The following is a 12,112-nucleotide window of genomic DNA, read 5'->3' as shown; positions in this document are numbered from 1 at the left end:
TGCAGAACGCGACCGTCTACTCAGCCGACCGCGGCGCGCCGCCCCGCGGCGCGCAATCGAACTCAGCCCTGCGCGCGACGCGACGGACGGCGCTCGCCGGCCGGCGCGGAGGAGCTGCTGCTGGAGCCCGATCCGGTGCTGTAGAACGAGCGCGAGCCGCCCGAGGTGGTCGCTGCGGCGGCGGAGCGGCCGCGGCCACCTCGCTGTCCGCCGCGGGCCGCGCCGTCGGTCGAGCCGCCACCACGACGGGGACGGTCCGAGCCGGAGCCGGCGGTCGCCGAGCGCTCACCGCGGCCACCGCGGGGAGCGGCGTCGTCGGAGCGCGCAGCGCGCTTGCGCTGGGCGTTGGCGCCCTGCGAGCGGCCGCCCTGCGACTGCCCGCGGACGGGCTCGACGACGGCGGTCGGCGTCACGTAGGGCGCGACGTCGCCGACGAGCTTCGACACGGCGGCCGAGTCGGCGGACACGAGCTGCGGGGTGACCTGGATGGCGGCCTTGCGCAGCAGGGTCTTCACGTCGCCGCGCTGGCTGGGCAGGACGACGGTGACGACGTCTCCCTCGGAGCCGGCGCGGGCGGTGCGGCCGGAGCGGTGCAGGTACGCCTTGTGCTCCATCGGCGGGTCGACGTGGATGACCAGCTCGACGTCGTCGACGTGCACGCCGCGGGCCGCGACGTCCGTGGCGACGAGCACCTTGACGGTGCCGGCGCCGAACGCGGCGAGGTTGCGGTCGCGGGCCACCTGCGAGAGGTTGCCGTGCAGGTCGACGGCGGGGATGCCCTGGCCGGTGAGCTGCTTGGCGAGCTTCTTCGCGTGGTGCTTGGTGCGCATGAAGAGGATGCGGCGGCCGGTGCCGGACGCGAGGGTCTTCACGAGGGCGTTCTTGGCGTCGAGGCCGTCGACCTCGAAGACGTGGTGGGTCATCAGCGCGACGGGCGAGTTCGCCTCGTCGACCGAGTGCAGGACCTCGTTCTGCAGGTACTTCTTGACCAGCTTGTCCACGCCGTTGTCGAGCGTGGCCGAGAACAGCAGGCGCTGCCCGCCGCGGGGGGTCTTGTCGAGGATGCGCGTGACGACGGGCAGGAAGCCCAGGTCGGCCATGTGGTCGGCCTCGTCGAGCACGGTGATCTCGACGGCGTCGAGGTTGACGAAGCCCTGCTTCATCAGGTCCTCGAGACGGCCGGGGCAGGCCACGACGATGTCGACGCCCTGCTTGAGCGCGGCGACCTGGCGCTGCTGCGAGACGCCGCCGAAGATCGTGGTGGTGACGATGCCGTAGGCGTCGGCGAGGGGCTGCATCGCCGCGGTGATCTGCGTCGCGAGCTCGCGGGTCGGCGCGAGGATCAGGCCGAGCGGGCGGCCGGGGCGGCGGCGTCCGCCGGAGAGGGCGCCGCCGAGGCGGGCGACCATCGGGATGGCGAAGGCGAGGGTCTTGCCCGAGCCGGTCTTGCCGCGGCCGAGCACGTCGCGGCCGTTCAGGGTGTCGGGGAGCGTGTCCACCTGGATCGGGAACGGCTCGGTGATGCCGTTCGCGGTCAGCGCGGTGACGAGGGGGGCGGGGACGCCGAGGGCGGCGAAGGAGGAGGTGGTCGACATGGATGGTGCCTTTCGGGGCATCATGCCGATCTGACAGCGCAGGCCGGTGGGCGGGCGCGGGTGATCGGCTGTTCGGGCGAAGGTGACGGTGGTCACATCCGTTCGCCGTACGAAGGGGTGCGCGCGGCCGGGGGCCTCATGCACGTGCGCCAGATGGTCGGGATCCGGGGACCCTCAACGGAAAATGGGCGTTCTACGACGCGGGGGAGCGCAGTCGTCGCGCTCGCACCCTCCCACCCTAGTGGGTGGCGATCCATCCCCGCATGGCGGACTGCACCCGCGATCCGTCCAGGTCGGCCAGCTTGACGCCCACGAACTCGCGCGCCCAGTCCGAGGTCTGCACGCGGAACGCGGGCTCCGGGTCGCGCAGGGTCTGCAGGATCACGGCGGCGACGTCGGCCGGCTCCTGGGCGTGCGTGGAGGAGAAGGCGGACGCGGTGCGGTCGAGGTACGCGCCCAGCGCGCCGGCGTAGGGGCCCGCCTCGGCCATCATCGCGGAGGAGTCGATGCCGACGTTCTCGACGAAGCTGCTGCGCACGGCGCCGGGCTCGATCAGCGAGACGTGCACGCCGACGGCGGAGGCCACCGGGGCGAGCGCCTCGAAGAAGCCCTCGATCGCGAACTTCGCGGCGCAGTAGTCCTCGTTGAACGGCTGGCCGATCGCGCCGCCCACGCTCGAGACGGTGACGATGCGCCCGCGGGAGGAGCGCAGCAGCGGCAGCGCGGCCCGGGTGACGGCGACCGTGCCGAAGAAGTTGACCTCCATGACGCGGCGCAGCGCGTCCGGGTCCTCGAGCTCGGTGATGCCGATGTGGCCCGCGCCGGCGTTGTTCACCAGCACGTCCAGGCCGCCGTGCACCGTCTGGATCCGCTCGATGCACGCGGCGACGGCGTCGGCGTCGGTGATGTCGAGCTGCTGCACGTCGAGCTCGACCCCGGCGCCGCCGATCGCCTCGCGCAGCCCGTCGGCGTGCTCGACGTCGCGGACCGTCGCGACCACCTGCCAGCCCGCGCGCGCCGCCTCGATCGCGGTCGCGCGGCCGATGCCGGTCGAGGTGCCGGTGACGAGGAGGACGGATCGGGGCATGCTGGTTCCTGCTTTCCGGCGCACGGGCGCGCCGCTCGGAGGCTATCGGCGGAGCCTCCGAGCCCGGTCAGGATCCGCGGGCACATGCTGGTCGAGCAGCCGCACAGCGGCGTATGAGACCCGCCCGACCCATGCTGGTCGAGCAGCCGCGGAGCGGCGTATCGAGACCCGCCCTGCCGGACGCGGGGATCTCGATACGCCCTCTGCGAGGGCTACTCGATCAGCATGCTGCGAGACCGGCCCGCGTCAGCCCTTGTAGCGCTCGCCCACCGGCACCTCGACCGCGAGCGTGTTCCCCGGCTGCGCGAGCGGGCAGGCCCACGCCGGGTCGTACGCGCAGGACGGGTTGTAGGCGAAGTTGAAGTCGAGCACGAGCGTCGACGGCGTCGCTCCGGTGCCGAGGTCCGCGCCCTTCACGGTGTCGAGCAGGTAGCGACCGCCGCCGTAGGTGCCGCCGGGGGTGCCGGCGAGCGCGTCCTTGACGGGGACGAAGAGCCCGCCGCCGTACGAGGCGAGCCGCCAGACGTCGAGCGTCCCCGCGTCGGGCACCGCGACCGTGCCGACGAGCTCGAACGGCACGGTGCCGTCGGTACCCGTCTCCACGTCCATCCGCTGCGCCTCCTCGGCCGGCGCGACCTCGAGCTCGAAGCGCCAGGCCGCGTCGTACGGCGCGATCGGCAGCGAGCGGAAGTGCGCGCGGTCGGCGGGCAGCAGGGGAGTGGCGGGGTGGCGGTCGAACAGGGCGTTGCGCGCCCGGATCCACGAGGCGTGCGCGGCCAGCAGGTCCACGTTCGAGAGACGGCGGACCTCGGCGTACATCGCCTGGGTGTGCCGGCGCCAGTCGGCGACCTCGATGGCGGAGGCGAGCCGGCGCCGCGGCGAGACGGCGTCCTCGTCCTCGGTCCCGTCGTCCTCGCCGGAGGGCCAGCGGAAGCGCAGCAGGTCCGCGCGGGAGAGCTCGACGGCCTCCTCGGCCGATCCGTCGGGGCTCACGGCGCGTCCTCCCCGCGGGGGCGGGTATCGGCGCCGATGTCGTGGCGCCAGGTGGGCGCGAGGGCGCGGATGCGGATCCCGCGCCACTGCCAGAACGCCCACATCGACGGCCAGAGCGCGGGCGAGGCGAGCCCGGCGCTGAACTCCAGCCGGTCGCGGAAGAGCGTGCGCCCGTCCGGCAGCGGAGCCACGGCCATCCGGTGGTCCCACGCCGTGATCAGCCGCAGGGCCCCGGAGAGCGGAGCGCCGCTGTCGCGCAGGATGCGCGCGTCGGGCATCGACGGCACGCGGCGGTAGGAGAGGTCGATCTCCTGCGCCCCCATCGGGACGATCCCGAGGGCGTCCATCGCGACGTCGTGCGGGCCGAGGCCCCACGTCGGCCGGAAGCCGCCCTCGTCGAGCGACGCGGCGGTCAGGAGCGGGGACATCACCTCGCGGAACACGGCCGGACTCTGCAGGGCGCGCCAGGCGGAGTCGGGGTCGGTGTCGAGCACGTGCTTGAGCATCACCTTCACGCGGACCATCCTGCCGCGGGTCGCGCTGGGCGGGGACCGGGTGCGCGCCGAGCTTCGGACGTGTAGGCGCCGGGAGCGCTCGGTACCGTGGAGGGGTGAACGCCGCGCTCCCCGACTCCGACCGCCCCGCCGCCCCGGCCGCCGCCGTGCCCGACACCGCCCCCGTGCCCGCCGACACCGAGGCCGCGCGCGCCGCCGCGGACCAGGGCACCTACCAGATCCGCTTCGACTGGGGAGTGCGGGGCCTGCGTGCCCTCGCCCCCGCGCACATCACCGTCCTGGTGGACGCGCTGCCGAGCACGGGCGACGGACCGGCCGACGCGCTCGCCCCCACGGAGGTCGAGGGACACGTGGTCCGCGCGGGACTCGCCGACCGCACCGCGGTGGCCCGCTGGATCCTCGAGCGCCAGCACGAGAACGGCGGCCGGACGAGCGTCAACGTCGTCGCGGTCGGCGACGTCGACGCGGCGGGCGAGCAGCGCTTCGCGGTCGAGGACCAGCTCGCCGCCGGCGCGCTGATCGACGCCCTGATCGGGCTCGGCATCGACCACGTCTCGCCCGACGCGGCCGTCGCCTCCGCCTCCTACGAGGGCCTGCGCCGCGCCTGCGGCCACCTGCTCACCGCGTCCGCCACCGGCCGGCTGCTCACCGCGCGCGGGCGGGGGAGCGAGGTCCGCGCGGCCGCGCGGGTGGACACCGTCGACACCGTGACCGTGCTGCGCTCGCTGCGCTGACCGGTCCGCGCGCTCGGTCACGGCCGACCCGCATCCGCCCCGCCGCGCTCTGCCCCGCGCGGCGCCGCACCGCAAGGGGTCCGGCCGTGCTCGACCGGCGGGGGCGCGGCGGCGTAGCGTTCCCCGGGAGCGGAGGACCGCCTCCGCCGTTCCCGCGACAGGAAAGCTGGCCCGAATGAAAGCCGTCCTCAACGACGTCGTCATCGCCGACGCCCCCGACTCCGACCTCATCTCGATCGAGGGCAACTGGTACTTCCCGCCCACGAGCGTGAACCCCGACTACCTCGTCCCCAGCAGCACGGCCTACACCTGCCCGTGGAAGGGCGAGGCCCAGTACTACGACGTCAAGTCGGAGGACGGCATGCTGAAGGACCGCGCCTGGTCGTACCCGACGCCCTACCCGACCGCGTTCGACCGCGTCGGCAAGGACTTCTCCGGCTACGTCGCGTTCTGGAAGGACGTGAAGGTCGTCGACTGACGCCCGTCGGCCGGTGCTCCTCGTCGAGGACCCGGTCAATCCGCGGCGCGGTCCGCGCGCTCGGCGCTCCGGCGCCGATGCGCGCGGACCTTCGCCCGGTTGCCGCAGCGCTGCATCGAGCACCACCGGCGCGAGGCGGCCCGCGAGGTGTCCAGGTAGAGGATCCGGCAGTCCTCCGCGTCGCAGCGGCGCAGCCGGCCCGGGGTGCCGCCGCCCAGCAGGTCGACGGCCTCGCGAGCGAGGGTGGACAGGGCCTGCCGCGCCGCCGCCTGCGAGCGCCCGGCCTGGCGGGAGCCGCCGGAGAGCGAGGGCGGCACGTCGGGCATCGCGGCGAACAGGTTGACGACGTCGACGTCCGCCGCTTCTCCCGCCGCACCGCGCTCGGCGGCGACCGCCAGCCGCGAGATCGCGCCGCGGAGCATCAGGGCGTCGTCGAGCCGCACGTCGCGGGCTCCGGCGTCCACCGCGTCGAAGCGCTCGGCGAGCCAGGCGGCCAGGGCCTCGTCGGAGTCGAGGCGCTCGCCGGGGATCCCGCGCAGCGGCCCGGTGCAGGCGAAGTCCAGCGCGAGGCTCCCGGAGTCGAACCACCAGCGCAGTCCGCTCGCGTCGACCAGCCACTGCCCCGTGCTCGGCACGCGGCCGCGGACGACGCGGTGCCCCGCTCCCGCGCTGTCGCTCACTCCGAGCGCAGACGCTCCTTCGCTGTCGCTCACGCCGAGCGCTCGGTCGCGGCCGGCCGGGCCGGCACCTCGCGGCGCCGCCACTCGATCGCGTTCGCCGCCTCGAAGCGCCGCGCGCACCGACCGCAGGCCAGCGGCCTGCTCGGCCGGCGGTGCCGGTAGAAGAGGTGCCCGCTCGGGCAGGCGCCGACCCACGGCGCGAGCTCGTCCGCGGTCGGATTGCTGTGCGTCCGGGCGCCGGTGTAGCCGATCGCGGCGGAGATCCGCCGCCAGGCGGGCCCGTGCGCGGCCTTCGGGCCGGCCAGGGCGTGCGCGACCTCGTGCAGCAGCGTCTGGTGCACCTCCTCGTCGCTCCACCGCGCGGCGAGGTGCCGCGAGACGGTGATGCGCCGGTCGGACCAGTGGCAGGCGCCGCCGCGGGTGCGGGCGTGGTCGAAGGCGAAGCTCCACGAGTCGTCCAGGTGCTCGCGCAGCAGCGCGTCGGCCCAGCGGGCCACCTGGTCGAGCTCAGCCATCGATCGCGTCGGGTCCGGGGCTCAGGCCTCGTCGCCGTCGGCGCGGCGGCGGCCGCGCACGGCACCGTCCGCCCGCGGTCCGCGGGTCGACTCGTCCTGGAACTCGGAGGCGGCGGCGAAGCCCAGGCGGGCGACCTCGAGCTCCTCCTCCTCCAGGCCGACGCGCTCGCCGAGGGCGGTCGCGGCGTCGAAGTCGCGAGCGGCCTGGCTGTACTCGCCGCTCTCGAAGAGGGCGAGCCCGCGGTGCTTGAGCGCGAACGAGTGCTCGAGGTGCCACTCGTGCGTGCGGGCCTCCTCGACGCAGAGCGCGAGCTCGGAGAGCGCCTCGTCGGAGCGGCCGCGCAGCTGCATCAGGCGGGCGCGGCGCACGCGCGCGGTGAGCAGCTCGGCGCGGTCGCCGGAGAAGCGGGTGCGGCGGACGGCCTCGGTGGCGATCTCCCACGCCTCGTCGAGGCGGCCGAGCAGGCGGAGCAGCTCGGCCTTCTCGGTGAGCGCGGCGAGCGAGCGGAGGGCGCCGATCTCCTCCAGGCGCTCCTGGGCGGCGTCGGCGTCGACCTCCTCGCGGAGCGTCGAGGGGTCATGGCGGATGATGATGCTCAGAGCGGTTCTTCCTCGTGGATGCGGATCCGGATCGGCGCACGCGGCGGCGAGAGGACGGAGGGGGCGCTGGCCCCCGACCACTGTACGGGCAACAGGGCCGTGAGGACCCGGACGCGCGGTTGCTCAGCCCCGGCGCACCTGGAAGATGCTCCGGGCCGGCAGCGGCGAGGGGGTGGCGGTCTCGTCGGTGACGACCGAGGCGCCGCCGAGGAAGTTCTCCAGCTCGCGGCCCTGCACGAGCTTCGCCGGGGCGGGGTCCGAGGCGAGCCGCCGCGGCAGGCCGTCCACCGGCAGCGGCGACGGCGAGGCGAGCATCACGACGTTGCCGAAGCGCTTGGCCTTGAGCATCTGGGTGTCGGTCATGATCGCGGTGTGCGCGAAGACCGCGGCGAGGGTGGCGGCCTGGGCCCGGGCGAAGGCCAGCGCGCCGCCGTCGGCGACGTTCACCGCGACCACGCCGCCCGGGGCGAGCAGCGGGGCGATCGCGCGGTAGAACTCGGCGCTCGTCACGTGCGCGGGCGTGCGGGCCCCGGAGAAGATGTCGACCACGACGACGTCGACCGTGCCGAGCAGTCCTGGCGGCAGCTTGCCGAGCACCTCGCGGGCGTCGCCCTGGCGGATCCGGATCTGCGCCCCGCGGGGCAGGGGGAGCGACTCGCGGACGAGGTCGACCAGGGCCGCCTCGATCTCGACGACCTGCTGGCGCGAGCCCGGCCGGGTCGCGGCGACGTAGCGGGGCAGGGTCAGCGCGCCGGCACCGAGGTGCAGCGCCGTGACCGCCTCGCCCTCGGGCGCGAGCAGGTCGATGGCGTGGCCGATCCGCCGCACGTACTCGAAGGAGAGGTGCGTCGGGTCGGCGAGGTCGACGTGCGACTGCGGCGTGCCGTCGACGACGAGGACGGCCGCGTCGGCCAGGTGGCGGTCGGGCTCGATCTGCGCGAGGAACCCGCTGGCGAGCACGGCGCGGGGGTGCTCGGAGTCGTCGCCGCGTCGGCGACCGGTGCGTTCGGCCATCCGTCCAGTCTGCCGTGCCGCGCGACGGCGGGGGCGGAGGAAGCCGGCCTATACCGGAGCCCCGACCGGGACGCAAGCACCTGCACTTGCGCGGCGTGGCGCAGGGCATCTATAGTTGTACTTTGCGCTCCCGAGTGCCGAGTCGTCATATTGCGGTCGACCAGCCATCGGAACCCGGCATCAGATGGTGGATGCCGATGCCACACTCTAGCCCCCGCTCCGAAGGCCGCGTCAAACCGGTCGCCGCGTCAGACCGGCCGCGTCACCGCGTTCGTCCTCGGGGAGCAGGACGTGTCGGCCCGCCCGGCGGGAGCCCACTCCACACATCCCACAGATTGAGACCCGCGAGGGTCTACGGAGGTTCCTTCCTTGGCTGCTGCGCCCAACGCAACCACCACCTCACCCAAGAACGGACGCGGAGCTTCGCGTCTCTCGTTCGCCAAGATCAGCGACACCCTGACGGTTCCGGACCTGCTCGCACTGCAGACCGAGAGCTTCGACTGGCTCGTCGGCTCGGAGGCGTGGAAGACCCGCGTCGCCGAGGCGAAGGCCGTCGGCCGGGAGGATCTCCCCGCCAACTCCGGACTCGACGAGATCTTCGAGGAGATCTCGCCGATCGAGGACCTCAGCGAGACGATGCAGCTGAGCTTCACGAACCCGTACCTCGAGCCCGAGAAGTACACGATCGAGGAGTGCAAGGAGCGCGGCAAGACCTACGCCGCTCCGCTGTACGTCGAGGCCGAGTTCATGAACCACCTCACGGGTGAGATCAAGACCCAGACGGTCTTCATGGGCGACTTCCCCCTGATGACCGAGAAGGGCACGTTCATCATCAACGGCACCGAGCGTGTCGTCGTGTCGCAGCTCGTCCGCAGCCCGGGCGTGTACTTCGAGCGCCAGCAGGAGAAGACGTCCGACAAGGACATCTACTCGGCGCGCGTCATCCCCAGCCGCGGTGCCTGGCTCGAGTTCGAGATCGACAAGCGCGACCAGGTCGGCGTCCGCATCGACCGCAAGCGCAAGCAGTCGGTCACCGTCTTCCTCAAGGCCCTCGGCCTCACGAGCGAGGAGATCCTCGAGCAGTTCGCCGGCTACGATTCGATCGAGCTGACCCTCGAGAAGGACAACATCCTCACCAAGGAGGACGCCCTCCGCGACATCTACCGCAAGCTCCGTCCGGGCGAGCAGGTCGCCGCCGAGGCCGCCCGCGCGCTGCTGGACAACTTCTACTTCAACTCCAAGCGCTACGACCTCGCCAAGGTCGGCCGGTACAAGATCAATCGCAAGCTGGGCATCGACAAGGCCCTGTCCGACTCCGTGCTCACGGTCGAGGACATCATCGCGACCATCAAGTACCTGGTCGCGCTGCACGACGGCCGCACCAACCTGCCCGGTGTGCGCGACGGCGCCTCGGTCGACCTCCGCCTCGACGTGGACGACATCGACCACTTCGGCAACCGCCGCATCCGCGCGGTCGGCGAGCTCATCCAGAACCAGGTCCGCACCGGCCTGTCCCGCATGGAGCGCGTCGTCCGCGAGCGCATGACCACGCAGGACATCGAGGCGATCACCCCGCAGACCCTGATCAACGTCCGCCCCGTGGTGGCCGCGATCAAGGAGTTCTTCGGCACCTCGCAGCTGTCGCAGTTCATGGACCAGAACAACCCGCTCGCGGGTCTGACCCACAAGCGCCGCCTGTCGGCGCTCGGCCCCGGCGGTCTCTCCCGTGAGCGCGCCGGCGTCGAGGTCCGCGACGTCCACCCGTCGCACTACGGCCGCATGTGCCCGATCGAGACCCCGGAAGGCCCGAACATCGGCCTGATCGGCTCGCTCGCGTCCTTCGCGCGCATCAACTCGTTCGGCTTCATCGAGACCCCGTACCGCAAGGTCGTCGACGGCGTCGTCACCGCGCAGATCGACTACCTCACCGCGTCGGAGGAGGACGAGTACCTGGTCGCCCAGGCGAACGCCCCCCTCACCTCGGACATGCGCTTCGCCGAGGGCAAGGTCCTGGTCCGCCCCAAGGGCGGAGAGGTCGAGCTCGTCGACGCCGAGCGCGTCCACTACATGGACGTCTCGCCGCGCCAGATGGTCTCGGTCGCGACCTCGCTGATCCCGTTCCTCGAGCACGACGACGCGAACCGCGCGCTCATGGGCGCGAACATGCAGCGTCAGGCCGTCCCGCTGCTGCGCAGCGAGTCGCCCGTCGTCGGAACCGGCATGGAGGGCTTCGCGGCCATCGACGCCGGCGACGTCATCACGGCCGACAAGGCCGGCGTGGTCCAGGAGGTCTCCGCCGACTCCGTCACCGTCCAGCTGGACGAGGGCGGAACGCAGACCTACTTCCTGCGCAAGTTCGACCGCTCGAACCAGGGCACCTCGTACAACAACCGCGTGGTCGTCTCCGCCGGTGAGCGCATCGAGGTCGGCGAGATCGTCGCCGACGGTCCCGCGACCGAGAACGGCGAGCTCGCGCTCGGCAAGAACCTGCTCGTCGCGTTCATGCCGTGGGAGGGTCACAACTTCGAGGACGCGATCATCCTCAGCCAGAACCTGGTGAAGGACGACGTCCTCTCCTCGATCCACATCGAGGAGTACGAGGTCGACGCCCGCGACACCAAGCTCGGCAAGGAGGAGATCACCCGCGACCTCCCCAACGTCAGCCCGGAGCTCCTGGCCGACCTGGACGAGCGCGGCATCATCCGCATCGGCGCCGAGGTCCGCCCCGGCGACATCCTCGTCGGCAAGGTCACGCCGAAGGGCGAGACCGAGCTGTCGGCCGAGGAGCGCCTGCTCCGCGCGATCTTCAACGAGAAGAGCCGCGAGGTCCGCGACACGTCGCTGAAGGTGCCCCACGGCGAGCAGGGCACGATCATCGGCGTCAAGGTGTTCGACGCGCAGGACGGCGACGACGAGCTCGGCTCGGGCGTCAACCAGCGCGTGGTCGTCTACATCGCCCAGAAGCGCAAGATCACCGAGGGCGACAAGCTCGCCGGCCGCCACGGCAACAAGGGCGTCATCTCGAAGATCCTGCCGGTCGAGGACATGCCGTTCCTCGCCGACGGCACCCCGGTCGACATCGTGCTCAACCCGCTCGGCGTCCCCGGCCGGATGAACTTCGGCCAGGTCCTCGAGATCCACCTCGGCTGGATCGCCAAGCAGGGCTGGAAGGTCGACGGCAAGCCCGAGTGGGCCAAGCGCCTGCCCGAGCACGCCCGCGAGGCGGCGCCCGGCACCAAGGTCGCCACCCCCGTGTTCGACGGCGCGGCGGAGGAGGAGCTCGCAGGGCTCCTCGACTCCACCACCCCGACCCGCGACGGCGAGCGCCTCATCGGCTCGTCCGGCAAGACGCAGCTGTTCGACGGCCGCTCGGGAGAGCCCTTCCCGGACCCGGTCTCGGTCGGCTACATGTACATCCTGAAGCTGCACCACCTCGTCGACGACAAGATCCACGCGCGCTCGACGGGCCCGTACTCGATGATCACCCAGCAGCCGCTCGGTGGTAAGGCGCAGTTCGGCGGCCAGCGCTTCGGCGAGATGGAGGTGTGGGCCCTCGAGGCCTACGGTGCCGCCTACGCGCTGCAGGAGCTCCTCACCATCAAGTCGGACGACATCCTCGGCCGCGTGAAGGTGTACGAGGCCATCGTCAAGGGTGAGAACATCCAGGAGCCGGGCATCCCCGAGTCCTTCAAGGTCCTCATCAAGGAGATGCAGTCCCTGTGCCTGAACGTCGAGGTCCTCTCGGCGGACGGCACCGCGGTCAGCCTGCGCGACACGGATGACGAGGTCTACCGCGCCGCGGAGGAGCTCGGCATCAACATCTCCTCCCGGTTCGAGTCGTCCTCCGTCGACGACATCTGATCCCGCGCCAGCATCTGACGACTCCCCGTCTCTGACGAGA

At 72.5% G+C, this 12,112-nt stretch carries 11 protein-coding genes; 3 read left to right on the top strand and 8 right to left on the bottom strand.

Annotated features, from left to right (window positions below):
* Positions 1-62 precede the first annotated feature (62 nt).
* The 4 genes from HQQ82_RS06600 to HQQ82_RS06585 all read right to left on the bottom strand — a co-directional run bounded on the left by HQQ82_RS06600 (position 63) and on the right by HQQ82_RS06585 (position 4,181).
* The gene (locus tag HQQ82_RS06600; protein WP_173232171.1) at positions 63-1,595 is read right to left on the bottom strand and encodes a DEAD/DEAH box helicase; all 1,533 of its coding nucleotides are present in this window, start codon (positions 1,593-1,595) and stop codon (positions 63-65) included.
* 238 nt (positions 1,596-1,833) lie between these two features.
* Complete coding sequence (locus HQQ82_RS06595; protein WP_173232170.1) at positions 1,834-2,682, bottom strand: SDR family oxidoreductase; 849 nt, start codon at positions 2,680-2,682, stop codon at positions 1,834-1,836.
* A gap of 246 nt (positions 2,683-2,928) precedes the next feature.
* Positions 2,929-3,501, bottom strand: a complete 573-nt coding sequence (locus HQQ82_RS06590) for a DUF1684 domain-containing protein (RefSeq protein WP_173232370.1) — start codon at positions 3,499-3,501, stop codon at positions 2,929-2,931.
* A gap of 170 nt (positions 3,502-3,671) precedes the next feature.
* A complete protein-coding gene (locus tag HQQ82_RS06585; protein ID WP_254071329.1) occupies positions 3,672-4,181 on the bottom strand; it encodes a hypothetical protein in 510 nt (169 codons plus the stop codon).
* Between the two features lie 104 nt (positions 4,182-4,285).
* On the opposite strand from HQQ82_RS06585, the gene HQQ82_RS06580 reads away from it, so the two are divergent.
* Together HQQ82_RS06580 and HQQ82_RS06575 are read left to right on the top strand one after the other, a co-directional pair.
* Positions 4,286-4,924, top strand: a complete 639-nt coding sequence (locus tag HQQ82_RS06580) for a 2-phosphosulfolactate phosphatase (RefSeq protein WP_367947840.1) — start codon at positions 4,286-4,288, stop codon at positions 4,922-4,924.
* A 175-nt stretch (positions 4,925-5,099) separates the two neighbouring features.
* Positions 5,100-5,402 carry a DUF427 domain-containing protein gene (locus HQQ82_RS06575; protein ID WP_173232168.1) on the top strand — a complete coding sequence of 101 codons (303 nt, stop codon included), beginning with the start codon at positions 5,100-5,102 and terminating at the stop codon, positions 5,400-5,402.
* A gap of 35 nt (positions 5,403-5,437) precedes the next feature.
* On the opposite strand, the gene HQQ82_RS06570 is transcribed toward HQQ82_RS06575, so the two are convergent.
* The 4 genes from HQQ82_RS06570 to HQQ82_RS06555 are packed head-to-tail and all read right to left on the bottom strand — an operon-like array spanning position 5,438 to position 8,211.
* Positions 5,438-6,115 carry a CGNR zinc finger domain-containing protein gene (locus tag HQQ82_RS06570; RefSeq protein ID WP_367948277.1) on the bottom strand — a complete coding sequence of 226 codons (678 nt, stop codon included), beginning with the start codon at positions 6,113-6,115 and terminating at the stop codon, positions 5,438-5,440.
* Positions 6,112-6,597: a SprT-like domain-containing protein gene (locus HQQ82_RS06565; RefSeq protein ID WP_173232167.1), complete on the bottom strand. Its 486-nt coding sequence runs from the start codon at positions 6,595-6,597 to the stop codon at positions 6,112-6,114. The genes HQQ82_RS06570 and HQQ82_RS06565 overlap by 4 nt, the downstream gene beginning before the upstream one ends.
* A gap of 21 nt (positions 6,598-6,618) precedes the next feature.
* A complete protein-coding gene (locus HQQ82_RS06560) occupies positions 6,619-7,278 on the bottom strand; it encodes a hypothetical protein (RefSeq protein WP_216848218.1) in 660 nt (219 codons plus the stop codon).
* A 42-nt stretch (positions 7,279-7,320) separates the two neighbouring features.
* Positions 7,321-8,211, bottom strand: coding sequence for a spermidine synthase (locus HQQ82_RS06555; protein WP_173232166.1), 891 nt, complete (start codon positions 8,209-8,211; stop codon positions 7,321-7,323).
* Between the two features lie 369 nt (positions 8,212-8,580).
* Between HQQ82_RS06555 and rpoB the strand changes: the two genes are divergently transcribed.
* On the top strand, positions 8,581-12,072 hold the full coding sequence (gene rpoB, locus HQQ82_RS06550) for a DNA-directed RNA polymerase subunit beta (protein WP_173232165.1): 3,492 nt from the start codon (positions 8,581-8,583) through the stop codon (positions 12,070-12,072).
* The last annotated feature ends 40 nt before the right edge of the window (positions 12,073-12,112 follow it).

Source organism: Rathayibacter sp. VKM Ac-2856 (genome assembly GCF_013205055.1).
Taxonomy (GTDB): domain Bacteria; phylum Actinomycetota; class Actinomycetes; order Actinomycetales; family Microbacteriaceae; genus Rathayibacter.
This window is presented reverse-complemented; position numbering and strand designations above follow the sequence as displayed.

Bases quoted from the DNA above. Each gene is read 5' to 3' on its own strand.
- HQQ82_RS06600 (WP_173232171.1), bottom strand. From the start codon at position 1,595: ATGTCGACCACCTCCTCCTTCGCCGCCCTCGGCGTCCCCGCCCCCCTC.
- HQQ82_RS06595 (WP_173232170.1), bottom strand. From the start codon at position 2,682: ATGCCCCGATCCGTCCTCCTCGTCACCGGCACCTCGACCGGCATCGGC.
- HQQ82_RS06590 (WP_173232370.1), bottom strand. From the start codon at position 3,501: ATGTACGCCGAGGTCCGCCGTCTCTCGAACGTGGACCTGCTGGCCGCG.
- HQQ82_RS06585 (WP_254071329.1), bottom strand. From the start codon at position 4,181: ATGCTCAAGCACGTGCTCGACACCGACCCCGACTCCGCCTGGCGCGCC.
- HQQ82_RS06575 (WP_173232168.1), top strand. From the start codon at position 5,100: ATGAAAGCCGTCCTCAACGACGTCGTCATCGCCGACGCCCCCGACTCC.
- HQQ82_RS06565 (WP_173232167.1), bottom strand. From the start codon at position 6,597: ATGGCTGAGCTCGACCAGGTGGCCCGCTGGGCCGACGCGCTGCTGCGC.
- HQQ82_RS06555 (WP_173232166.1), bottom strand. From the start codon at position 8,211: ATGGCCGAACGCACCGGTCGCCGACGCGGCGACGACTCCGAGCACCCC.